20 protein-coding genes are annotated in these 22,494 nt (G+C 61.6%); 6 read left to right on the top strand and 14 right to left on the bottom strand.

The genetic code is table 11. The features are described 5' to 3' along the window. Positions 1 to 61 precede the first annotated feature (61 nt). The 3 genes from AC1DF8_RS22470 to AC1DF8_RS22480 are packed head-to-tail and all read left to right on the top strand — an operon-like array spanning position 62 to position 3,711. A complete protein-coding gene (locus AC1DF8_RS22470; RefSeq protein WP_478155064.1) occupies positions 62 to 2,266 on the top strand; it encodes an ATP-binding protein in 2,205 nt (734 codons plus the stop codon). Beyond that, positions 2,259 to 2,717 carry a response regulator gene (locus AC1DF8_RS22475; RefSeq protein ID WP_112543826.1) on the top strand — a complete coding sequence of 153 codons (459 nt, stop codon included), beginning with the start codon at positions 2,259 to 2,261 and terminating at the stop codon, positions 2,715 to 2,717. Before AC1DF8_RS22470 ends, AC1DF8_RS22475 begins: the two co-directional genes overlap by 8 nt. Continuing rightward, a complete protein-coding gene (locus tag AC1DF8_RS22480; protein WP_113207859.1) occupies positions 2,704 to 3,711 on the top strand; it encodes an HWE histidine kinase domain-containing protein in 1,008 nt (335 codons plus the stop codon). The genes AC1DF8_RS22475 and AC1DF8_RS22480 overlap by 14 nt, the downstream gene beginning before the upstream one ends. Here AC1DF8_RS22480 and AC1DF8_RS22485 read toward each other — a convergent pair. Together AC1DF8_RS22485 and AC1DF8_RS22490 are read right to left on the bottom strand one after the other, a co-directional pair. Next, on the bottom strand, positions 3,708 to 4,097 hold the full coding sequence (locus AC1DF8_RS22485) for a response regulator (protein ID WP_113207858.1): 390 nt from the start codon (positions 4,095 to 4,097) through the stop codon (positions 3,708 to 3,710). The genes AC1DF8_RS22480 and AC1DF8_RS22485 overlap by 4 nt on opposite strands. Before the next feature lie 125 nt (positions 4,098 to 4,222). Further along, entirely contained in the window at positions 4,223 to 5,884 is a 1,662-nt protein-coding gene (locus AC1DF8_RS22490) for an alpha-amylase family protein (protein ID WP_113207857.1), read from the bottom strand. Between the two features lie 227 nt (positions 5,885 to 6,111). On the opposite strand from AC1DF8_RS22490, the gene AC1DF8_RS22495 reads away from it, so the two are divergent. Then, complete coding sequence (locus AC1DF8_RS22495; protein WP_113207856.1) at positions 6,112 to 7,653, top strand: histidine kinase dimerization/phosphoacceptor domain -containing protein; 1,542 nt, start codon at positions 6,112 to 6,114, stop codon at positions 7,651 to 7,653. Between the two features lie 85 nt (positions 7,654 to 7,738). On the opposite strand, the gene AC1DF8_RS22500 is transcribed toward AC1DF8_RS22495, so the two are convergent. The 9 genes from AC1DF8_RS22500 to AC1DF8_RS22540 form a co-directional block, all read right to left on the bottom strand. Continuing rightward, a complete protein-coding gene (locus AC1DF8_RS22500; protein ID WP_113207855.1) occupies positions 7,739 to 8,134 on the bottom strand; it encodes a hypothetical protein in 396 nt (131 codons plus the stop codon). 8 nt (positions 8,135 to 8,142) lie between these two features. Beyond that, positions 8,143 to 9,012, bottom strand: a complete 870-nt coding sequence (locus AC1DF8_RS22505) for a TIGR02587 family membrane protein (protein ID WP_113207927.1) — start codon at positions 9,010 to 9,012, stop codon at positions 8,143 to 8,145. Positions 9,013 to 9,123: 111 nt separating this feature from the next. After that, positions 9,124 to 9,354 carry a DUF6894 family protein gene (locus tag AC1DF8_RS22510; RefSeq protein ID WP_113207854.1) on the bottom strand — a complete coding sequence of 77 codons (231 nt, stop codon included), beginning with the start codon at positions 9,352 to 9,354 and terminating at the stop codon, positions 9,124 to 9,126. Positions 9,355 to 9,407: 53 nt separating this feature from the next. Beyond that, positions 9,408 to 10,118, bottom strand: coding sequence for a Crp/Fnr family transcriptional regulator (locus AC1DF8_RS22515; RefSeq protein WP_113207853.1), 711 nt, complete (start codon positions 10,116 to 10,118; stop codon positions 9,408 to 9,410). 184 nt (positions 10,119 to 10,302) lie between these two features. Further along, positions 10,303 to 12,537: a 1,4-alpha-glucan branching protein GlgB gene (gene glgB, locus AC1DF8_RS22520; protein WP_113207852.1), complete on the bottom strand. Its 2,235-nt coding sequence runs from the start codon at positions 12,535 to 12,537 to the stop codon at positions 10,303 to 10,305. Next, complete coding sequence (gene treS, locus AC1DF8_RS22525; protein ID WP_478155067.1) at positions 12,534 to 15,827, bottom strand: maltose alpha-D-glucosyltransferase; 3,294 nt, start codon at positions 15,825 to 15,827, stop codon at positions 12,534 to 12,536. Before treS ends, glgB begins: the two co-directional genes overlap by 4 nt. Before the next feature lies 1 nt (position 15,828). Beyond that, a complete protein-coding gene (locus AC1DF8_RS22530) occupies positions 15,829 to 19,035 on the bottom strand; it encodes a maltotransferase domain-containing protein (RefSeq protein ID WP_113207850.1) in 3,207 nt (1,068 codons plus the stop codon). Between the two features lie 161 nt (positions 19,036 to 19,196). After that, positions 19,197 to 19,604 (bottom strand): response regulator, encoded by a 408-nt coding sequence (locus tag AC1DF8_RS22535; protein ID WP_113207849.1) that lies wholly within the window; start codon positions 19,602 to 19,604, stop codon positions 19,197 to 19,199. 122 nt (positions 19,605 to 19,726) lie between these two features. Next, positions 19,727 to 20,221, bottom strand: coding sequence for a hypothetical protein (locus AC1DF8_RS22540; protein WP_113207848.1), 495 nt, complete (start codon positions 20,219 to 20,221; stop codon positions 19,727 to 19,729). Here AC1DF8_RS22540 and AC1DF8_RS22545 point away from each other — a divergent pair. Further along, entirely contained in the window at positions 20,220 to 20,501 is a 282-nt protein-coding gene (locus AC1DF8_RS22545; RefSeq protein ID WP_478155070.1) for a hypothetical protein, read from the top strand. The two genes, AC1DF8_RS22540 and AC1DF8_RS22545, sit on opposite strands and share 2 nt — an antisense overlap. Positions 20,502 to 20,518: 17 nt before the next feature. Here AC1DF8_RS22545 and AC1DF8_RS22550 read toward each other — a convergent pair whose 3' ends face one another. Next, positions 20,519 to 20,896, bottom strand: coding sequence for a response regulator (locus AC1DF8_RS22550; RefSeq protein WP_113207846.1), 378 nt, complete (start codon positions 20,894 to 20,896; stop codon positions 20,519 to 20,521). A 186-nt stretch (positions 20,897 to 21,082) separates the two neighbouring features. Here AC1DF8_RS22550 and AC1DF8_RS22555 point away from each other — a divergent pair, with 186 nt between their 5' ends. Then, positions 21,083 to 21,271, top strand: coding sequence for a hypothetical protein (locus AC1DF8_RS22555; RefSeq protein WP_113207845.1), 189 nt, complete (start codon positions 21,083 to 21,085; stop codon positions 21,269 to 21,271). A gap of 31 nt (positions 21,272 to 21,302) precedes the next feature. Here AC1DF8_RS22555 and AC1DF8_RS22560 read toward each other — a convergent pair whose 3' ends face one another. Together AC1DF8_RS22560 and AC1DF8_RS22565 are read right to left on the bottom strand one after the other, a co-directional pair. Next, positions 21,303 to 22,163, bottom strand: a complete 861-nt coding sequence (locus AC1DF8_RS22560; protein ID WP_113207844.1) for an alpha/beta fold hydrolase — start codon at positions 22,161 to 22,163, stop codon at positions 21,303 to 21,305. Further along, positions 22,163 to 22,444, bottom strand: a complete 282-nt coding sequence (locus tag AC1DF8_RS22565) for a hypothetical protein (protein WP_113207843.1) — start codon at positions 22,442 to 22,444, stop codon at positions 22,163 to 22,165. Before AC1DF8_RS22565 ends, AC1DF8_RS22560 begins: the two co-directional genes overlap by 1 nt. Positions 22,445 to 22,494 lie beyond the last annotated feature (50 nt).

The following is a 22,494-nucleotide window of genomic DNA, read 5'->3' on the forward strand; positions in this document are numbered from 1 at the left end:
CCCGCGCCCGCGCCTATCTTTACGCAGCGGCAGATAGCGCTACGCGAAAGGACTTGAACAGATGCATGTCTTGACGGCTTCCGCTGCGGACCTCGACAGCTGCGCGAGCGAGCCGATCCATATTCCGGGGGCAATTCAGCCGCACGGCGCCCTGCTCGTCCTCGACATGCACACTCGTGCCGTCCTTCAGGCGAGCCAGAATCTGCTGTCCTTTACCGGCCTGGACCTGGCGGCAGACGGGGTCCTTGCCGCTAGCCTGCCAGATCTCGACAGCGCGCTCGCCGCCTGGAGCCCGGAGCGCAGCCCGTCACTGCAGGTCAGGCTGGAAGAGCAGGCACTCGTCGCCATTGCCCACCGATCCGACGCCGTTTTCATCGTCGAGTTCGAAAGGATCGAGAGGAGCGGAGCCGACAGTCTCGTTTCCCGTCTCGGCTCCTTTGCGCAATTGCTTTCGGGCGAGACCGACATTGCCGGCAGCTTGCGAGCCTGCGCGACCTTCGTGGCCGAGCTGACCGGCTTCGATCGTGTCCTTGTCTACCGCTTCGACGCCGAGTGGAACGGACATGTCGTTGCCGAGGCCAACAATGGCGGGCTTCCCTCCTATCTCGATCTGCGCTTTCCCAGTGGCGACATCCCCGCACAGGCGCGCCACCTCTACACGATCAACCGAGTGCGCATGATCCCGGATGCATCCTATCAGCCGGTTCCGATTGTTCGCGCCGACGCACAGCAGCCACGTGCCCACCTCGACCTGTCGCTGTCGCAATTGCGCAGCGTCTCGCCCGTCCACCTCGAATATATGCGCAATATGGGAACGGCCGCCTCGATGTCGGTCTCGGTGATCGTCGACGGCGCGCTTTGGGGCCTCGTCTCCTGTCACAGCGCTGCGCCACATGGCGTTTCAATTTCCGTCCGCGATGCCTGCGACTTCGTCGTACAGTCACTTGCGATGCGCATAAGCGCCCTGGAACGGGCCGAAGCAGCAGCCGAAAGTGTCGAGCTCGCAGAGGTCCACTCACGCCTGCTGACCCGAATGAGCCAGGCACAAAGCTGGCACGTCGACTTGCTGGCTGCGCAGGACGATCTCCTGCAGCTGGTGGGCGCCGAGGGCGCTGCCATCCTCACGGACGATCAGATCGTCACGACAGGCCGCGTGCCGGAGCGTGCTCACATTGCCGAAATCACCGACTGGCTGAAGTCGCGCGGCGAGGAGTTTTTTCATTCGAGCTGCCTTGCCGCCGATCTTCCGCAAGATCTGTCCTCTCCGATCGCGGCCGCCGGCATGCTGGCAATCAGTCTGTCGGGTCTTCATTCGAACTGGCTGGTCTGGTTCCGCCCGGAAATCGTCAGGACCGTAAAATGGGGTGGTGATCCTCACAAGCTGGTGCGCGAGGCAGGGCGCATCCATCCCCGCAAGTCCTTCGATACATGGCGCGAGCAGGTCCGCGACCAGTCAGCGCCATGGACGCAAAGCCAGATCGGCGCTGCCCGCAACCTGCGCGGCGCCATCGTCGGCATCGTGCTTCGCAAGGCTGAGGAACTTGCGCAGTTGACGGGCGAATTGCAGCGCTCCAACAAGGAGCTCGAGGCCTTTTCCTATTCGGTCTCACATGATCTGAGGGCACCGTTTCGCCATATCGTCGGTTTTGCCGAACTCTTGCGCAGCCGCGAAACGACGCTTGACGAAAAGTCGCTGCATTACCTGCAGACCATCTCGGACGCGGCCGTTGCGGCGGGCAAGCTCGTCGACGATCTCCTGAATTTTTCCCAGCTTGGGCGAACCGCCCTCTCCAAGAAACCCGTCGACATGAACAAGCTGGTCCTTGAAGTTCTTCGCAGCCTGAAGGCCGAACAGGAAGGACGTGACATCGACATCCAGGTGGCCGACCTGCCGCCAGGCTTCGGCGATGCGACGCTTCTGCGCCAGGTCTGGTATAACCTGCTCGAAAATGCCGTCAAATACACGCGCCCGCGCAAACGCGCTGAAATTGTCGTGGGCGGCCAATCTTTTTCCGACCAGACGGTCTACAGCGTCTCTGACAATGGAGTTGGCTTCGACATGCAATATGTCGGCAAGGTGTTCGGTGTTTTTCAGCGACTGCAGCGCGCAGAAGATTTCGAGGGCACCGGGATAGGACTGGCGCTTGTCAGACGGATCATCGAACGTCATGACGGCACGGTGTCGGCATCCGGCGAGGTTGACAAAGGTGCCAGCTTCTCATTTGCTCTGCCGCTCGAAAAACAAAAGGATGACATCCTTGCCTGAATTGCGTCCGATCCTCCTGGTCGAAGACAGCCCCCGCGATCTCGAACTGACCCTGGCCGCCCTTGAAAAATGCCAGCTCGCCAACGAGATCATCGTGGCAAGAGATGGCGCTGAAGCCGTCGACTACCTGTTTGCCACCGGGCCGCATGCCGGACGCGAAAGCGGCGATCCGGCCGTCGTCCTGCTCGACCTCAAGCTGCCGAAGATAGACGGCCTGGAAGTGCTTGCCAAAGTCAAGCGCGCCGAAGGCCTGCGCCACGTCCCGATCGTCATGCTGACATCTTCTCGCGAGGAACAGGATCTCGTGAGGAGCTATGAGCTCGGGGTCAATGCCTTTGTCGTCAAGCCCGTGGAATTCAACGAGTTCTTCAAGGCGATTCAGGATCTTGGCGTCTTCTGGGCGTTGCTGAACGAACCACCTCCTGGACATCGTGGAAATGGCTACAGCTGAATTGATATCCCCTACGCCCACAGTTCTTCTTCTGGAAGACAGCCCGCTTGACGCCGAGCTTGTCGCTGAGCAGCTGCGCACCATGCAGCCCGAGCCGCAGATCATACGCGCCGCACGCCGGGCAGATTTCGTCGCCGCGGTGTCGCAAGGTGGTTTCGATATTATTCTGGCAGACTTTTCCCTACCCGATTTTGACGGCATGTCGGCCCTCGATATCGCCAGCAAGGCCCGTCCCGACGTGCCATTCATCTTCGTGTCGGGGGTTTTGGGCGAGGAGGCCGCAATCGAATCCTTCCGGCGGGGAGCGACCGATTATGTCCTCAAGCAGCGCCTGATCCGCCTGCCCGCCGCCGTCTCCAGGGCCCTTGCAGAAGCGCGCGAGCGGCGCGACCGGCGCCATGCCGAGGAGCAGCGCGAGATCCTTGTACGCGAACTTAGCCATCGGGTGAAGAACACGATGGCGATGGTCATGTCGATCGTGCGGCGAACGGCCCGCGGGCGCCTCTCCGTCGATGATTATGCCGACAGCTTGTTGCAACGGCTTGATGCCATGGCCCAGGCGCACGCACTTCTTTTCCAGTCGAATTGGGAAGAGGCACGCCTTGCCGATATTGTCGAGCGCATCGTTGCTGCTCATGACCGCAACGCTCGTTTCGACCTCGGCGGCAGCCAGGACGTCACGCTGGGCCCGAAGAGCGCCCTTGCCGTCAGCATGGTGCTGAACGAGCTCGTGACGAATGCCAGCAAGCATGGGGCGCTATCGAACGATGCCGGTCAAGTGCGCCTGAAATGGCGCCAGCATACCGATCACGCCGGGGTCGATATGGTCGACATCGAGTGGCGGGAAAGCAACGGTCCGATCGTGGTCCCGCCTGAGGCAGCCGGTTTTGGAACGGCGCTGATCGAACGCTCCGTACAATATGAGCTGGAAGGGGCAGTCGATCTGCACTATCTGGCCGACGGGCTCACCTGCTCCATCAGCTTTCCGCTCTAGCCTCTTTCGGTCATGCGCGTGTTCAGCGCCTCGTCGATGCGTCTGGTCAGCGCCTGTGGCGACCATGGTTTTGCGATGAGGGGCAGGTCGGCGAGTTTGGAGCGGATCTCCGGCAGTTCGGCATAACCGCTGCAGACGATGACGGGTGTTTCCCGGCGCCTGAGGGTGTCGATGAGCGGAAAGGATAGCTCGCCCGCAAGGTTGAGATCGACGATCGCAAGATCGACAGGCTGTCCTGAGAGCGCCTGGAGGGCCTGCGCCAGTCGGCCAAACGGACCGACGACCTGATAGCCCTGATCGACAAGGAAATCTTCCATGTCCATTGCCAGAAGAAGATCATCCTCGACGAGCAGCACGCGTGTTTCGGAATTTGCTCTTAACGTCATACGTACCTCAATAATGCCGTGCGGGCTTTAAGTGTTTTCCTGAGAATGAAAGTCAAGCGTCGGATAATTGCGGCGCCGCAAAGTGTCCACGGACGTGAACCTGTGAGACCGGCCCTGCCATTCCTCTAGACCTCCGTGCGCTTGAGCAGGTAATCGAGCCCGCCGACGCGAAACCATTTGTAGGCGTATCCATCAAGATAGAGGCAGTGGCGACCGGCCGCGTCTGCCCGGCTGTCGGTGCCATCGGCAATGTCGATCAAGAGGTCACCCCCGTCCTTAAGGCCGGGATCGATCGTGACCTCGACCGGGTTTTCGTTGAGGTTATGGACGATGAGGACTGCGTTGTTGCGCCAGTCGTAGCGGATGGCAAGGATGCCGCTCTCTTCAACGTCAAGGACGCTATAGTCTCCCCACCCGACTTCTGGTGCTTCCTTGCGCATCCTGATCAGGCGCTCCATCCAGTTCAGCATGGATTGCGGGCTCCTGCGCTGGTCGGCGACATTGATATGCTCATACCCGTAGGGGCCGCCCGATATGACCGGCAGGATCGGCTTTTCGCTCTTGGTGAAGCCGGCCTGCGGTTCCGTCGACCATTGCATCGGTGTGCGGGCGCAATTGCGTTCGGGCAGGGACAGATCGTCGCCCATGCCGATCTCGTCGCCGTAGCGCAGCACCGGCGTGCCCGGCAGCGAAAACATCAGCGAGTAGGCCATGCGCAGACGGTCTCGGTTGCCGTCGAGCATCGGCGCGAACCGCCGTCTGATGCCGCGATCGTAAAGCTGCATGGTCTTTTCGGGTCCGAAGGCGGCAAAGACGAGGTTGCGCTGGGTCTCGCTCAAGCGGCCGAGATCGAGCTCGTCATGGTTCCTCAAGAACTGGCCCCATTGTGCCGATTGCGGGCGCATGCGGGTCGCCTCGAGCGCCTTTGCAAGTGGCGCGCAGTCGCTGCTTGCAAGCGCGTAAAACAATGTCTGATTGACCTGGAAGTTGAACATCATGTGCATCCGGTCGCCGTCCTCGCCGAAATAGTCGAGATCCGTCTTCGGCAGCACGTTGGCCTCTGCAAGGATGATGGCGTCGCCCTGGCGCCATTGCAGGAATTCGCGGAAGGTGCGCAGCATGTTGAACTGTTCGCGCGGCTTCTTCAGGCCGGCGCCCTTTTCGGCGATCACGAAAGGAACGGCGTCCATCCGGAAGCCGGAGACACCGAGCTGGATCCAGAAGCCCATGATCTTTAGGATCTCGGCCTGCACATGGGGGTTTGAGGTATTGAGGTCCGGCTGGAAATCGTAGAAGCGGTGGAAGTAATATTGACCGGCGACCGTGTCGCGGGTCCAGGTGGTTTTCTGAACGCCTGGAAAGACCATTCCCTGATCGGCGTTGTCGGGCTTTTCTTTCGACCAGACATACCAGTCGCGGTAGATCGACTGCTCGTCCTTTCGCGCCTCCTGAAACCAGGGGTGTTGGTCGGAGGTGTGGTTGACGACAAGATCGATCAGAACGCGGATGCCGCGCTGCTTGGCCCCATGGGTGAATTCGACGAAGTCGCCGAGCGTGCCGTAGCGGGAATCGACATTGTAATAATCCGAAACGTCATAACCGTCGTCCCTGCCAGGAGACGTCTGGAACGGCATCAGCCAGATCGCGGTGATACCGAGGCCGGCGAGATAGTCGAGTCGCCTGGCAAGTCCCTGGAAGTCACCGACGCCGTCGCCGTTTCCATCCATGAATGTCTCGACTGACAGGCAATAGACGACCGCGTTCTTGTACCAGAGATCGTTGATCATCCGTTTCTCCCTTGTGCTGGAGACGCAAATGGTTCGTGCGGTCGATTTGTTCCGCAAGCCACAGCGCCCTGCCCGCAAGCGCCGACTGTCGGGACGCGGTGGGGAGCTTGCCCTGCCTTTGCAGCGCCCTGAGCGCCGAGCGTGCCTGAAGGACTCCTACCGTACTGATCCTTGACACCGATAGCCTGCTATCCGACAGTCCGATTGTGTCGGATCATGAGGGTCGCATGGGCCTGACCAGAGGCTTTACGATTGTCGGCAGGGCTGCCATCGCCGCAATCGTGTGCCTGTTTGCCGCCTTTTGCGTCGTTTTGGCTGTTTGGCTGCATTCGAGCTATTCCTCCGCGGTCCGGCGCGGCGAGGAACAGGTCGTTGCGACTGCAAAGATCGTCGCGGCAAACGCAGTCTGGATCAACTCTTTGGCGCGTCAGACCCTCGATCGCATGGACAATGCCTTCGGCTCGGCGATCGACCCCGACGATCGCGACCTGTCGAGGCGGCTGAACCAGGCGACTGCAGCCCTTCCGACGAACGCGACCGCCTATGTGATTGCCGCCGACGGGACGCTCATCTATTCGACCGACCGAGAGGGGTCGCCTGCCGATATCCTCGATCAGGCCTATTTCCGCCGGCTCGCCAACGGGGCGGACGCCTATACGTCGGCAATGACGCAGATGGGCAATACCGGACGACGCATATTTCTTTCGGCCGCCCGCATCGAGCGTGATCACAGGTTCCTGGGCGTGGCGGTGCTTGCCTTCGACATCGGCATGCTGCGTTCCATCTGGGACGCCTCGCCGCTTGGACCCGGCTCGACCGTCAGTTTCTTCCGGCGTGACGGCAAGCTGATCGCGCGTCACCCCGAGCCGCCGGACATGGTCGATCTCGGCAACTATGTGCTGTTTACAAACTACATGCGAAAGGCGACGTCGGGCACCTATCTATCGACTTCGCCGGTCGACCAGGTCAAGCGCCTGGTGGCCTATCGCATCGTCGAGCGTACGCCCTTCGTCGCGATCGCTTCGGCTGATATCGGCCTGATCCTGAAACCGTTCTGGAACGATGTCGCGATCGCGCTCCTCGTTACGGCGCTCGTATCGGCCGCCACTGTTGCTGCGGGACTGAAAATCCTGACGCTCGCGCGCACGGATGCCCGCCATACGGCCGAGCTTGCCGAAGCGCTGCGAACGAACCAGGTCCTGATGCGCGAGATCCACCACCGCGTGAAGAACAATCTGCAGACCGTGATGGGGCTCGTACGACTGCAGGGGCTGAAGCCTGAAACGGTCCAGAGGTTGAACGACAGGATCCTCGCCATGGCGGCTGTGCACGAGCAGATGTACGGCTTCGATCAGTTCGACAGCGTCAACGCCCGCCAGCTCGTGCCGACCCTTTCGCGCACGCTGGTCGGGCTGCACGAGCAGGCTGTCGATCTCGTCTTCGAACTTGACGATATCAAGATCGATGCCGAAAAGGCGACGCCCTTTACGCTTCTGCTGAACGAGTTGCTGACAAACAGCATGAAATACGCTTTCGCCGGCAGGAAGCAGGCACTGATCCGGATCCGCCTCCTGCGGCAGCCAGACGACACCGTGCTTTTTGAACTTTCCGATGACGGGATCGGCTACGATCCGGCGGCTGCAAGATCGGGCATGGGCAGCCGGCTGATCAAGGCCCTGGTTGCTGAAATGGGTGGATCTTTTACCATTGCGCGTGTCGACGGTACGGTGTTCACGGCGCAGCTGGCGCTGGCGCGAGCGCTGGCCTGAAGAAGCGCGACCGGTGAACCCGCCGGTTCCTCCGGATTGCGGATCTTGGACGTGGGACCCTTTCTGCTGCCATTGTGGCGTCTTCTTAGGGATCCATGTAGCCGGCCGGCCGGATCGTCACGTCGGCATCGGTGACGTCGGTCGAAAAGATCAGGGCGCCTGTGGTGCGCGAGCGGCCTGGCACATAGTCGAAGGTGGTCTCGGCAACTTCGGCGCTACCGTCGGGCTTCCTCGCCTCGCCATGGACGAGGACCGAGGCGGCTGTCCTGTCGGCATGGTTCCTGATCTCGAAGCGCACCTGGTGGTCTGCCGTGGGAGCATCGATCCTTTTGACGGTCAGGCGGGGCGGCAGGCTTGAATAGCTGGCTGCCTGATAGGCCACAGACGCAATCAGGGCGGCGACGAGCACCGTGCTCGTCAACCCGACAACCCATTCGACGGGATGGGATCTGTTTCTGGCCTTGTTCGGTTTATCGCTCACACGCACCCTCACAATATCAGCCGCGCGGCAGCCGCGCCAATGGAACAGGGCAGGCCGAGGACGATGACGGTCGCAAGCACCGGCCAGGGGGAAGAATCGCCGAACTGCTCGAAGGTCCACAGCGCGTAGGCGCTGACGAGAAGGGCGATGACATATCCGGGCAACGTGAAACGGATGACCATATGCCAGGCGGCGACATCCTCGCCGATCTCGTGCCCGCCCTTGAACGAGACGGCATAGACGAAGCCATGCATCACGATCAGAGACATGACCAGGACTGCAAGGACATGCGATGGCGTCATCTTGTAGGAGAGCAGGATCATCTCCTCTGTCGGGGCGACATTCAGCCCGAGAAACAGCGCCCCGATCGCCATCAGGAACATCTCGCGCGCGTAGTCGCGCGGACCATTTTGCACCGGATCCTCGTCGTCCTCGTCATCTTCGTCGCTGTCGCCGTTCAGCTGGCTGCGGGCAAGCAGCGCGCCGATGCTGGCCGGGACGGCCTGCACGGCGATCTTTCCGACGATCTCGATGAAGGGTTGATCAAATTGCAGGACGCCGACTGCAGCAAGGATAGTTGCAGAAGAGACAATGCCGATCGCGTAGGCGATTGCCGCATCGCGCAAAGCGTCGCCCCATGTGTAGGTGGCTTCGAAGCCTACCTCGTTCGACAGGAGGACCAGAAGCGGGATGTTGACGATCAGCAAGAGCAGCAGCCGGCCTCGATCCATGGAAAAGCCAAGCTCCCACATTTCCATCGTCATGAACATCGGCAAGGCAAAGATCAATGCCCCGGCAAAGCCGCGGCCAAGGCCGGCGGCAAATCGCCAACCGTCGAAGTCAAAATTCCTGGTCTGCTGCGCGCGCTGGTCCATCATCGGCCTGAAATTAGGAGGTCGCTGTTGCATTGCCAGTGCGCGAAGGATTGCAACCAGGCCGGGATGATCCAATTTGGCTTGGGTCGGCTGCGGGTGCGGCAGCATAGCAGCTCATGACGGCAGGGCATCCTTGAAACGAACGACGGCAGCCAGCGCGCCGGCGACATCGACGATCTCGAAAGCCTGCCCGTCGAGCTCCTTGCCGGACCTCAGGCGTTCCGCCATGAGCTCTCGCGCATGGGCCTTGGCCTCCTCGATGGCGATCGCCAGAGTGGCGCAATCACTCCCGTCGGGATCCAGGATCAGGTCCTTGCCGTCACGAATGTTGAAATAATATCGCATGCGTCACCATCAAATACTGTCTGTTGCTTCCTGCGCGCTCATGACGTCGTGCTTCAGCGGCCTCCGATGAGCCGTTCGAATTCCTCCTCCGGAACCCCGTAGGAGCCGGCTGCGAATTTTTCGAGGCCGGCGCGGTTGAGGACGACGATCGATCCGCGCACCGAACGGATCAGACGATGTCCTTCCAGAACGTGAAGAGAGGTGGTGACGCCGGGTCTGCGGGCTCCGAGCATCAAGGCAATATAGTCATGGGTGATCGCCATCTCGTCGCTGCGAAGGCGATCGTGACACATCAGGATCCAGCGCGCGAGGCGCTGATCGAGCAGATAGCGGATATTGGCGAGTGCGGTATAGGCAACCTGCGTGGCAAAGACATGCATGTATTTGATGAGCGGCACCTGGAAAGAGGTACTCTGCATGGTCGCCTGACGCATCGCCTCGATCGGCACCCGGTACCCGGAGCCGGCGACGTTGATCTCGACCCTGTAGGGAACTTCGTCGTCACCGACGATGGTGGCCGTCGGTACGAAGCCCTCCCAGCCGAACATTCCTGCTTCGGCGGTCTGGCCGTTGGTGGAGACCGTCATCACCGCACCGATACCCGTTTCGAGAAAATAGACGTGATCGAGCTTCTTGCGCGGCTCGGCGATGCAGAATTGCGCCGGCAGATCGACCCGCTCCAGGTGCGGGGCCAGGAGCGCGAAGTCCTGCGGCTCGAGCGCGGTCAACATGCGGTTCGAAATCTGTGTCTGACTTGGCGCCATATGCCTCTCCCACACTGCCTGACGAGCTTCGGCAATTGTACCCATTGAACTATCGTTGCAGCTTCTGGTTCCGCATGCCGAAGAGATCCAGCATCGGCTTTCCCATCAAGGCTGAAGCGTCAACGCTGGAAAACCCGATGCCTCAGGCGGCCCGCAGCCGCAACGACGGTGTTCCCGGGCCTGTTCAACCAGGCGCCTGGCCCCCGGGGGTCTCCTCATGCAGAAAGATCATCGTCGACAGTCCCGGTAGATCAAGGCGGACCGACTGGTTGCGCCCGTGTGCGCCGATCTCTTCGCTGTGGCGGTCGCCGCTGCCCGTGCCGGTGCCCGCATAGATCGATGCATCCGTATCGAGGATCTTTCGCCAATGGCCGGCAAAGGGGACGCCGAGCCGGTAATCCATGCGGGCAACCGGCGTGAAGTTCGACACGACGAGGGCTGTCTGGCGGCGCTCGCGGTCATAGCGCAGCATGGCAAGAACCGAATTATGGGCGTCGTCGGCGACGGCCCATTCGAAACCGGAGGGCTCGCTGTCGCCATAGTGCAGGCAGGCGAAATGGCCGTAGATGCGGTTGAGGTCGCGCACCAGCCGTTGCAGGCCGGCATGGATCGGGTCATCGATCAGATCCCATTCTACCGACGCGTCGTGGCTCCATTCCGATATCTGGCCGAGCTCACATCCCATGAAGATGAGCTTCTTGCCGGGATGGCCCCACATGAAACCGAAGAGCGCGCGCAGATTGGCCATTTTCTGCCAGGCGTCGCCCGGCATCTTGGCGAGCAGCGATCCTTTGCCGTGAACGACCTCGTCGTGGGAAAATGGAAGGATGAAATGCTCGCTATAGGCATAGATCATCCCGAATGTCATCGAGCCATGGTGATATTGGCGATAGACGGGATCGTCAGACATGTAATGAAGCGTGTCATGCATCCAGCCCATGTTCCATTTCATGTCGAAGCCGAGCCCGCCTTCGCCCGGCGACCGGGTAATGTTGGGGAAGGCCGTCGATTCCTCCGCTATCATCAGCGCATGGGGAAATCGTTCGTGCACGATGCTGTTGAGATGCTTGAAGAACTCGATCGCCTCGAGGTTTTCGCGCCCGCCGTAACGATTGGGAATCCATTGACCCTCGGCCCGGCTATAGTCGCGGTAGAGCATGGAGGCGACCGCATCCACGCGCAGTCCGTCGATGTGATAGTGCTCGAGCCACTCCAGGGCGCTCGCGATCAGGAAGCCTTTGACCTCGTTGCGGCCGAGATTGTAGATCAGCGTGTTCCAGTCCTGGTGGAAACCTTCGCGCGGATCTTCATGCTCGTAAAGGGCGGTTCCGTCGAACCGTGCCAGTCCCCAAGCGTCGGTCGGAAAATGGGCCGGGACCCAGTCGAGAATGACGCCGATCCCGGCGCCATGGCAGCGGTCGACAAAATAGGCAAAATCTTCCGGGGTGCCGTGGCGGCCGGTCGGCGCAAACAGGCCAAGTGGTTGATAGCCCCAGGACCCGCCGAAGGGGTGCTCCATGATCGGCAGGAGCTCAATATGGGTGAAGCCCATGTCGCGCACATAGGGAACGAGCCGCTGCGACAGCTCGACCCAGTTCAGCATGCGCGCGCCATCGCCCATGTCACGCAGCCAAGAGCCGGCATGCACCTCGTAGACGCTGATCGCCTCGGCTTGTTTGTCGACGGCGCGCCGTCCCTCCATCCAGGCCGCGTCGGACCAGTCGAAGGGATCGGTGGAGGCGACCACGGAGGCCGTCGATGGTGCCGGCTCGGCCGCCCTTGCCACCGGATCGGCCTTCTGAGGCAGAAGATTGCCGTGCTGATCGAGGATTTCGAACTTGTAGCGCTCGCCGACGGTCAAATGCGGGATGAAGATTTCCCAGACCCCGGCCTGGGGCCGCAATCGCATCGGATTGCGCCGACCATCCCAGCTGTTGAAGTCGCCGACCACGGAGACGCGCTTGGCATTCGGCGCCCATACGGCAAAACGCACGCCTGCAATATCGTCGATCGTCATCGGATTGGCGCCGAGCGCGCGTGTCAGGTTGTAATGCGTGCCTTCGCCGACGAGGTGGAGATCGAGGTCGCCGAGCAAGGGGCCGAACCTGTAGGGGTCGTCGGTCAGCTGGAGCGCGTCGGGCCAGCGCACCCGCAGACCGTAGGAAGAAGGCTCCGGGACGATTGCGCCAAACAGGCCGGCCGGATGGACGAGCTCGGCAGACGCCAGATGCAGACCGGTCTCGCGCGCAACGAGCTCGACGGAGGACGCGCCGGGCAGGAACAGCCGGACACTATAGCGGCCGTCCGCGCACCGATGCGGGCCAAGGATGGAAAACGGATCGCCATGGCGTCCCTCGATGAGGGCCTGGACCGCATCCGGCTCCACACCGAAGAAGATGTCGGCGAAGTCTGTCGTCATGAGCGGCTCTCCGAGAGGCGGGTCAGGATATTGGCAAAACCGTTCAGCGGGATCGGTAGCCATTTGGGACGATTGCGCGCTTCGTAGGCGATCTCGTAGGCCGCCTTCTCAAGCAGGAAAATGTCGAGGACCTTCCTGATGTCGCCGGCCGAGCTGGGCAGGTCCGCAGACAGCGACAGTGCCTCGCTATAGGCCTTGAGAAAGACCTCTTCGGCTGTCGCGCCGAAGCGGGTGATGACTTCGCGCCGGCGGGTGTCGTGATGATCGGAGATCGCGTCATTTTCGAGCATGGCGGTCGCCGTCAGGTAATCGAGCGAACGCAAGAGCCCGGCCGCATCGCGCAGCGGACTGGTCTTGGCCCGCCGTTCGGCAAGATTGCGGGCAGGTTCTCCTTCGAAATCGATGATGACGGCGTCGCCTTCCGTCACCAGTATCTGGCCGAGATGGAAATCGCCGTGCGCGCGGGTGAGCAAGGTTCCCCTCGCTCCCTCGGCAAGCGTGCCTGCCTGCGCAACGATTGCCTCCTGTTGTTCAAGAAGCGATGCGACCCTTGCCGCCATGCCCTCGTCCACCTCCGCGCCAAGATCGGCAAGCTTGGAGAAGGCATAGGCGATTTCGCCGGTAACGGATTTGCGAATGGTTTCGACATCTGCCGCACCTGCCCGGCGCGGTGAAAAGGCCTCGTCTTTTGATGGCTGGGCAAGCAGGACATGCAGTTCGCCCAGACGCTCCCCGACCATGGAAACGAAATTGAGCAGCGGTCGCAGCTCCTCGTCAGCGGCCTCGACGGGGGCTTCCGTCATGACGATCTCATCGGCGACACGCCTGAGATTGGAAAGCATCCAGTTCCAGGCGTCCCCCTGGTTGCGGATGGCGCCCTGGACGATGATCAGGGTCGAACGCCGGCCCTCGCCATCGGTGCGTACCACCTCGCCCAGCAATGGCGCGGTATGCTGATAGCCGTGCTGCGTCAGATAGCGGGTCATTTCGACTTCGGGATGAATGCCGATGAATATGTGCCGGATAAGCTTGATCATCGCCGCGTCGCCGACGATCAGCGAGCTGTTGGATTGCTCTGCCGAGAGCCAGTGGATCGGCATGTCGTCGGATAGAGCCAGGCCGTCGAGCTGGTCGGTGCCGATGAACTCGATCTGGCCCGTGCGGCCGCTGACGACCGAGCGGTCGCGCAGGCCGCGCAGGATGCCGCGCGCCATTGTCTCGACGGCAAAACCATCGGTGAGGAAGCCGACGCGGCGCCCCTGCCTGATGCGCGCAAGCGACAGCTGCTGGCCGAGCACGTTCGGCGGCGTGTCGTCCCATTCGGCGGCAAGCGGCAGCTGGTAGCTTTCGACATGGTCGGGAAGGACCGCCTCGAGCTCGCCAAGAACGACCCCTTCGGCAAAGGGTATGGGTGTCGCAGATATCAGGCGGGCTTCCTGAAGCGGCTGATCCTTGGCGCCGAACCAGCGCCGCTTCGACAGGTAGGCCGGCAGGATGTCGCGGCTGAGCATGGAAGCATGCTGGGGCTGTTCGACGAGTTCGCTCAGGCTGCGCCGCACGACGACCGTCACGAAGTCGGCCAGCTGCTCGGGCGGGGCCGTGCGCCAGGCCGGACCGTCGGCCTCCTTGTTGAGTTGGAACCAGAAGAAGCCATAGGGCGGCAGGGTCAGGAGATAAGTGAGCTGGCCGATCGGCGGAAAGGGCGACATGCCGGTGAGTTCGATCGGAATGCGGCCTTCGAAGGCCGACAGATCGAGTTCGACGGCCTGGGGAAGGCGCGACAGGTTGGCAACGCACAGTATGACTTCGTCGCCGTGCTCGCGCAGGTAAGCAAGGATGCGGCGGTTGCTTGGCGCCAGGAAACGCAGCGAACCGCGCCCGAAGGCGCTGTGCCGGCCGCGAAGCGCCAGCATGCGCCGTGTCCAGTTCAACAGCGAATGGGCATCGGCGACCTGGGCCTCGACATTGAGCGCTTCGAAACCGTAGAGCGGATCTGCGACCGGCGGCAGGACGAGGCGGGCCGGGTCTGCCCGCGAAAAGCCGCCGTTGCGGTCGGGCGACCATTGCATCGGCGTGCGCACCCCGTCCCGATCGCCAAGATAGATGTTGTCGCCCATGCCGATCTCGTCGCCGTAATAGACGACAGGCGTGCCGGGCATCGACAGGAGCAGGCCGTTCATCAGTTCGATGCGCCGCCGGTCGCGCTCCATCAGTGGCGCCAGGCGTCGGCGGATGCCGAGATTGATCCGCGCCCGCTTGTCGGAGGCGTAGGTCTCCCAGAGATAGTCACGCTCGGCGTCAGTCACCATTTCGAGCGTCAGCTCGTCATGGTTTCTCAGGAAGATCGCCCATTGGCAGGTGTCGGGAATGTCTGGCGTCTGACGCATGATGTCGGTGATCGGGAAACGGTCCTCCTTGGCGATGGCCATGTACATGCGCGGCATCAGCGGGAAGTGGAAGGCCATGTGGCATTCGTCGCCGTCACCGAAATATTCGCGCGTATCCTCCGGCCATTGATTGGCCTCGGCAAGCAGCATGACGCCCGGATGGGTGGCATCGAGGGCAGCACGGATCTGCTTGAGGATCGCGTGGGTCTCCGGCAGGTTCTCGTTGTTGGTGCCCTCACGTTCGACGAGATAGGGAATCGCATCGAGCCTGAAGCCGTCAATGCCGGTTTCCAGCCAGAATCGCATGATGTCGATGAGCTCGTCCATCACCTTCGGATTGTCGAAGTTGAGATCGGGCTGGTGGGAATAGAAGCGGTGCCAGTAATAGGCGCCGGCGACGGCATCGAAGGTCCAGTTCGACTTTTCGGTATCAAGGAAGATGATACGGGTCTCCGGGAACTTCTGGTCATTGTCGGACCAGACGTAGAAATCGCGCTCGGGGCTACCGGCAGGGGCCTGGCGGGCGCGCTGGAACCAGGGATGCTGGTCGGACGTGTGATTGATGACGAGCTCGATGATCACCTTGATATTGCGCTCGTGGGCGGCTGCGACGAACCTGCGGAAATCCTCGATGGTGCCGTAGTCCGGGCTGACGCTGCGGTAGTCGGCAATGTCGTAGCCGTCGTCGCGGCGCGGCGATGGAAAGAAGGGCAGAAGCCAGATGGCGGTGACGCCGAGCGCGGCAATATGGTCGAGCTTCTGGTAGAGGCCTTCGAAATCGCCGATGCCGTCGCCATTGGCGTCATAGAAGGACTTGATGTGCAGTTGATAGATAATCGCGTCCTTGTACCAGAGCAGGTCGTCGGCGATCGTCTTCTTGTCTTCGATGAAGGCTGTGTCCATTTCAGGTCTCTCCTGCCCTGACCCGCCATATGGCGAATGGCAAAGAGGCCGGGTCCAGCCTGATCGTCTGCCACTTTCCGCTGCGCTTGAAATTCTGGCCGCTGACGAGGTCTTCGAAGGCGAGCGTCGCGCCGTCGCCGAGGCCGAACCGCCAGAGCGGAAACTCGACGTTGCTTTCCTCGATACCGTGCGGATTGAGATTGACGGCGATCAGCAAGACGTTGTGACGCCCGCTGTCGGCTTTTTCGAAGAACATGACGTTCCTGTTCGACGAGGGCAGAAGCGTCAGCCCGAGATGCGAATGCAAGGCGGCGTTGTCCCTGCGGATGCGGTTGAGCATGGCGATTTCCGCTTTGATATTGCCCGGGCGATCGTAGTCCCAGGCGCGGATCTCGTATTTTTCGCTGTCGGCATATTCCTTGCGCTTGGCGTCAGGCCGTCCCTCGCAAAGCTCGAAACCGTTATAGACGCCCCAGAGGCCCGACAGGGTGGCTGCGAGCGCGGCGCGGATGAGATAGGCCGGGCGCGGCGCGTTCTGCAGAAAATCCGGGTTTATGTCATGGGTGTTGACGAAGAAATGCGGCCGGAAGAATTCGCGCGCCTCGCTCGTGGTTAGTTCGCTCATATACTGTTCGAGTTCCCAGCGCTCGTTGCGCCAGGTAAAATACGTGTAGGATTGCGAAAAGCCGATCTTGGCAAGCCGGTACATGACCTTGGGCCGCGTGAAGGCCTCCGACAGGAAAACGACGTCGGGATGGCGCGCGCGAATGTCGCCGATCAGCCACTCCCAGAATGGAAAAGGTTTGGTGTGAGGATTGTCGACACGAAACAGCCGCACGCCCTCTTCGACCCACATCTCGACGATATCGCGCAGTTCGACCCATAGGTCCGGTATCGCATCCTTGGCGTAGAAGTCGACATTGACGATGTCTTCGTATTTCTTCGGCGGGTTTTCGGCATAGCGGATGGTGCCGTCCGGCCGCCAGTCGAACCAGCCGGGATGTTCTTTCAACCAGGGATGATCGGGAGAGGCCTGGATTGCCAGATCGAGCGCGATCTCCAGACCTGCCTTTCGCGCCTCCTCGACCAGATGCTCGAAATCGTCGAACTCACCGAGCTCGGGATGAATGGCGTCATGGCCGCCGGCTTCCGAACCGATGGCGTAGGGACTGCCTGGATCGCTCGGTGCGGCGCTCAGCGAATTATTGCGGCCCTTGCGGTTGGTGCGGCCGATCGGATGGATGGGCGGGAAATAGAGGACGTCGAACCCCATGTCGCGAATGGCCGGCAGACGTGCGATCACATCCTCGAACGTGCCGTGACGATTGGGGTCTCCGCTCTGTGAACGCGGGAAGATCTGGTACCAGCTCGCAAATCCTGCCTCGCGCCGCTCCGATTCGACGCCATAGGTGCCGCTGCGCGTGGCAAACGGGCGCCGGTCGGCGCGAGCCATGAGTTCGGCGGTGCGCGGCGCCAGCAGGATGTCGAGCTTGGACATGCCTTCCCGGCGCTCCAGTTCGGCAATAAGCGCGTCGAGCTCCGCCCGCTCCTCAGCAATCATCGCGGCGGCCGGATCGGCTGCGCCAGCGCGGATCAGTGCCTCGCCTTCGATCAATTCCAGACGCAGGTCGAGCCTGGCTTCATGTTTCTTGACCAGTTCGTAGCGAAATATCGCGAAAGGATTTTTCCACGCCTCGACGCAGAACTCGAAGCGGCCGACCCGATCGAGCACGAAGCTTGCCTGCCATCGATCGTTTTCGGCAAGCGTCATGCGTTCCTGGCGCCATTCGACCTCGCCACGCGGACGGTGGAGAAGGGCTGCCGCCAGAAGGTCATGCCCATCGGCAAAGATGTCGGCTTCGACGACCATCGTATCGCCGACGATGCGCTTGACAGGGAAGCGACCCTCGTCGACCTGCGGGGCAATCTTTTCGATGGCGATGCGCGCTGACCTCGTCGCTTCCGCAAGCGGCAGATCTCCCTGCTCTGCCGTGACGGAGGCGCGCGCCCGCGTTGGTATCAGGCGCACCTCGCCCGGCTCCAGGCGCTGGCCGGAGGCGCCAGGGTCCACCGGCACGAATGGAGAGACGGCGCGATTGAGGATCGTTTCGGGAAGCAATGCCGATCGACGAAGGTCCCTGTTGACGGCGATCAGTCTCACCGTGGCGGCGGTGCGAAGATCAGCCGCATCGGCCTGCGACAGGATGCTCACCTGGCTCGTGGTATCGCAATTGACGAGCTGCATCGCCTGGCTGCTACGGACCGCCATCAGTTCACGCAGTGCGCTCGTCAGGTCGAAGGCGCCTTCGGCTCTTAGCCTGCGCAGCCCCTCGCCGTGCCCATGCGTTGGATCGAGCGGCAGCCCGGCACCGAATTCGAATCCCATCGGCACGAGAAGACCATCGCCGATTTCCGCCGCCAGTCGCAGCGCCCGGCGCGAGCGACGCTCGCGGATCTCCCTGCTCTCGGTGCCATGCGCAAGCCGTCTGGCAAAGGGGGCCTCGGGAAAGGCGATCTGCGGTGCGAGCCCATGCTGCAGCCGGTACTCCTCGATAAACCAGCTTTCGCGCAAGTCCCACCAGGCAAGCGAGGTGAAGGTGGCGTCGAACCCGCACTCCCGCAAGCCATTTCGCAGCCCAAAGTCGGTCCCGGGCGTATAGGCAAGAAAACGCGTTGCCGCATTTGCGGCCCTTGCTCCTGCGATCAGCTGCTGCCATTGACCGGCCGCGAGCCTGTCGAGGCCGATAACCCGGTAGCCGCTGATTCCAGCAGCAGCCAGACGTAAAAGCCGCGCCTGCCATGCCTCGACATCGCCGGATGGGGGCGACCCAACGAGCGGCATAAGAGGCGATCGTCTCGGATCAAGGGATAGCAGGCGGGCATCGTCGTTTGCGACGCCTGCGCCGATCGCAAGGTCGAGCATGAAGCTGATCCCGCGGCTTTCAGCCTCTGTGGCCAACCCGGCAAGCGCCTCTTCAGCTCCCCCCTCAAGGGCGAGCGCCGGGTCGAGGGCGTCATAATCAACGGTTGAGAACAGGCTCTCTGCCATCCTTCGAAAAGGAGGGGCCGTCAGGACGGTGTCGAAGCCGAGGAAGGCCGCGTGATCGAAGACCTCCAGCCAGCGATCCCGGCCAGACAATAAAAGCGGGTTGACATAGTAGATCCGCGAAACGTGAAGGGAAGCGGTCGAAGGGGATGCTGTCGTCATCACTCGGTCTGTCTCCGCGCGTCCGGTCCATGAACGATGTTTGAARGTTGCGGAGATGAACCTTCAAGCGCTTTACTTGTTCCCTGGCGCCGCCTCAGATGATGCGCGTGGGGACCAAGCACCGGGACCGGAATGAAAGGCCGCGCCCACGCGCTGGCGCGTCAAAGGGCGCGGTAGCGCGCCGCCGGAAGAGCAGGCCGCAAGCCTGTCTTTTGCCCGCCTTGTTCAAGACGTTCGCTTAGCCTTCGAGCAAGCGCTGCAAAATCATAAGGCTTTGCAAGAAAGGCGGCGCCTTCGAGGGCGGAGAGGTCGATCACGCGTCCAGAGGTCACGATGAGCGGGACCGAAGGCCTGGTCTTTCTGACGAGGGCGGCAAGATCGAGGCCGCTCAGGCCCCCCGGCATGTCGACATCGGTCACGACCGCGGCGATATCGTCATGCCTGGCGAGTGCTGCCACGGCCTCGAGCACATTCCCACAGTCGACCACCACATGACCCGCGTCGATCAACGCGTCGGCAAGTGAAAAACGGATCAGTGTTTCATCTTCGACGATCAGGACCTTTGCCATTCCCGCACCTTTCTGTTCAGTCAGGAAGGGAACGCCTGTTGTCCCAAATCGATACAGCCGCCCGCTGTTCCTCTCCTTTTATGGTGAAGAGAGGGTTAACAGCCGGAGGCAGCGCTTGGACTTCAGCGCGTGGCGCCGAGGATCCATGCCACCGCGGCAGTCATGGCGACAGCTGCGATTGGGTTCTTCTTGATGAAGCCGCGCGCGCCCTCGACAAAGGTTTCGCGCTCGGCCGCGTCGCTTTTTTGCGGCGCGCCGGCCACCGACGTAATCGAGTGCGATACCGGATCGGAGGCTGGAAACGTATCTTCCAGCGCCTGGTCGAGCTCGCCCGTGGCTTCGCGGTGCTGCCTGTTGGCCTTGTCGAGTTCATAAGCTTGAACGGCGGGTGATTTGGATTGGCTCATGTCTTTCTCCATCTGTTGGCCGCTTAACGCCGGCAATCCGTCGAAGTTCCGGACGTCATGGACAGCCTTCGTCGGCCGGCGGCTCGGTGGATACAGGCGACAAGGCCACTGGCACGGCGATGCCTGCTTTGCCGGCGCCTTGAGGAGAATTCGTGGAACGGTGCGCGCCAAGCCGCGTTCATCGATCAACTGATCAGGAGGATTGACCATGACATTCACGACCTATGTTGCATCGCCGACCTTTTGCCCCGACGCAGCTTCGCGCAGGACAAACCTGAAGCAATGTCTTGATGTTGCCCGCCGGCGTCTCGACGAGACCAGCGGGGCGGGCGAGACCGAAAAGAACGCCGCGCTTGTCGCCTCTGCCGTTTCTGCCGGGTGGGAGGAAAACGAAGTCAGGGATCTCCTGCAGGGGTCGTCTTTGGGTTTTGCGCCAGAGCTTGGTCAGCAGCCAAGGCCGATCGGTTTGGTCCCCTCCTCTTCGCTATGAGGAGGGTAGAGCCTTCGTCAATCAGAGTAGCCATAGACGAGCGTCCGGATCAGAGCGACAAGCTGGCGGATCTCATAAGGCTTTGCGATGTAACGAACGGCCCCTGGCAAATCGGCAGGCCGTAAGGGGCGGTCTCCCGACATCAGCACGACTTTCTTGTCTGGCCACGTCCGGACAACTGCTCTGGAAAGAGCAAAACCGTCGATCGCTCCCGGCATCCTGATGTCGGAGACCACGACATCGATATCTTTGTCTTCGTTCAGGTGCTTGAGTGCATCTGCGCCATTCATCGCCTCGATCGTCGTAAAACCTGCGTCCTGAAGCTCCGTCGACAATGCCATGCGCACCATGATCTCGTCATCGACGATCAGGACGACAACGCGTTGCTCGTGCATACCGCCTCCCTGCAGTTGAACAGGACATGGCGCCGAAGTCACGACTTTCCATGGCGCTTGTCTGCATGGCTGCCCTGACCTTGATGCGCGGCTGTCGATCCGTCACCCGACGTGCCGATTGCCGGAACCATTCGGGCTGGAGGAAGGTTATGCAGGTCCAAAGATCGACGCAAACGGAGACAGGCGATGGGTCAAGACAGGCAAGCGCGCGAGGCGGTGGAACAGGCTCGGTCGGACCTCGACAAGCCATCTGAAGGCGTGCTGCCTGCTGCCGGGCCGCATGCGAAGAAGGCTCTGACAGACGAGGCGAAGACGCCGGGAAGTGGAGCACTGCCCGAAAATGACGACAAATCCGTCATGCCGGGATCCGGTTGAGACCGGCGACCTGGGTCGCGTCGCGGCGATCTCAGGCGATGAAATCGGCAATCGCGCGTGCCAAAGCTGCCGGATTTTCCTCGGCGACATGATGGCCGCTGTCGATTCCAAACCCATGCACGTGGCGTGCCCAACGGCGCCAGATGGCAACCGGATTTCCGTAGATCTGTTCAAGGTCGTCCCTGAGCGACCACAGACATAGGGTCGGTGCTTCCACCAGACGGTTACTGTCGCGGTCCTGGCGCTCATGCACGTGGTCGATGCGAAGACCGGCTCGATAATCCTCGATCATGCCATGGACGACCGCCGGGTCGCAGAGGGCAGCGACCAGGTCTTGGTATGCGGCGGGTCCCATGCGATCGGGAACGACCTGATCGTACCATGCAAGTGGATCAGCGTTGATGGCGCGTTCCGGCTTGTCGGGCTGCGCAAAGAAGAACCAGTGATACCAATCCCTGGCAAAGCACCAGTCGGCACGCTCCAGATGTTCGAGCACCGGCAGCCCGTCGATGATGATGAGCTTGCTGACGGCGTCTTGATGATCGAGTGCCATCCGGAAGGCCGTCAGGCTGCCGCGGTCATGGCCGGCGACCACGAAGCGTTCGTGGCCAAGCCTGTTCATCATGTCGACAAGCGCTTCGGCCTTGGCTTTCTTTGAGGAGAAACGGCTGTCAGGTGCATCGGCAGGCAGGTAGGAGCGCCCAAAACCCGGCAGGTCCGGGCAGACGAGCCTGACGGAGGGAGCAAGCAGGTCCGCCACGCCGCCCCATGTCATGTGGGTGCGCGGATGACCATGCAGCAGCAACAGCACCGTATCACCCGATCCCCCGTGCCTGACGCGGATCGACCCGTATTGCGTTTGCACGAAATCCAGCGTGAAGCCGTCAAACATCACGTCAGCCTGCCGATCTGTGCTGCATAGTCGGCAAAGGTGAAGCGTTCCCCCCGTTCGTGCGCCTGGTTGGCAAGACGCAGAAGGTGGATCGGAAACAGGATCGCGTTCTGGTTGGCCTCCGACAGACGGTGACTGTCATCGCCTTCGACAGCGTCTTTTGCCTGCGCCAGGGCCGCGTCTATTGCCTCGTGGCTGAGCAGTTGCTTTTCGGCAAGCGCCTGGCACAGCGCTGCAACAGCCATCACCATGCCTTCCAGTTGAAGATTTGCTGTATTCACGGGAACTCCTGTCCGACAACGGGTCCTGGCGGGGCGGCTTGTCCGTCACA

The sequence above is a fragment of the Rhizobium sp. 05N49 genome (assembly GCF_056396805.1).

Coding starts and splice junctions, on each gene's coding strand:
- AC1DF8_RS22555 (WP_113207845.1), top strand. CDS start 21,083: ATGGGTCAAGACAGGCAAGCGCGCGAGGCGGTGGAACAGGCTCGGTCG.
- AC1DF8_RS22515 (WP_113207853.1), bottom strand. CDS start 10,118: ATGGCGCCAAGTCAGACACAGATTTCGAACCGCATGTTGACCGCGCTC.
- glgB (WP_113207852.1), bottom strand. CDS start 12,537: ATGACGACAGACTTCGCCGACATCTTCTTCGGTGTGGAGCCGGATGCG.
- AC1DF8_RS22545 (WP_478155070.1), top strand. CDS start 20,220: ATGACATTCACGACCTATGTTGCATCGCCGACCTTTTGCCCCGACGCA.
- AC1DF8_RS22535 (WP_113207849.1), bottom strand. CDS start 19,604: ATGGCAAAGGTCCTGATCGTCGAAGATGAAACACTGATCCGTTTTTCA.
- AC1DF8_RS22530 (WP_113207850.1), bottom strand. CDS start 19,035: ATGACGACAGCATCCCCTTCGACCGCTTCCCTTCACGTTTCGCGGATC.
- AC1DF8_RS22490 (WP_113207857.1), bottom strand. CDS start 5,884: ATGATCAACGATCTCTGGTACAAGAACGCGGTCGTCTATTGCCTGTCA.
- treS (WP_478155067.1), bottom strand. CDS start 15,827: ATGGACACAGCCTTCATCGAAGACAAGAAGACGATCGCCGACGACCTG.
- AC1DF8_RS22540 (WP_113207848.1), bottom strand. CDS start 20,221: ATGGTCAATCCTCCTGATCAGTTGATCGATGAACGCGGCTTGGCGCGC.
- AC1DF8_RS22510 (WP_113207854.1), bottom strand. CDS start 9,354: ATGCGATATTATTTCAACATTCGTGACGGCAAGGACCTGATCCTGGAT.
- AC1DF8_RS22470 (WP_478155064.1), top strand. CDS start 62: ATGCATGTCTTGACGGCTTCCGCTGCGGACCTCGACAGCTGCGCGAGC.
- AC1DF8_RS22495 (WP_113207856.1), top strand. CDS start 6,112: ATGGGCCTGACCAGAGGCTTTACGATTGTCGGCAGGGCTGCCATCGCC.
- AC1DF8_RS22505 (WP_113207927.1), bottom strand. CDS start 9,012: ATGATGGACCAGCGCGCGCAGCAGACCAGGAATTTTGACTTCGACGGT.
- AC1DF8_RS22560 (WP_113207844.1), bottom strand. CDS start 22,163: ATGTTTGACGGCTTCACGCTGGATTTCGTGCAAACGCAATACGGGTCG.
- AC1DF8_RS22550 (WP_113207846.1), bottom strand. CDS start 20,896: ATGCACGAGCAACGCGTTGTCGTCCTGATCGTCGATGACGAGATCATG.
- AC1DF8_RS22480 (WP_113207859.1), top strand. CDS start 2,704: ATGGCTACAGCTGAATTGATATCCCCTACGCCCACAGTTCTTCTTCTG.
- AC1DF8_RS22485 (WP_113207858.1), bottom strand. CDS start 4,097: ATGACGTTAAGAGCAAATTCCGAAACACGCGTGCTGCTCGTCGAGGAT.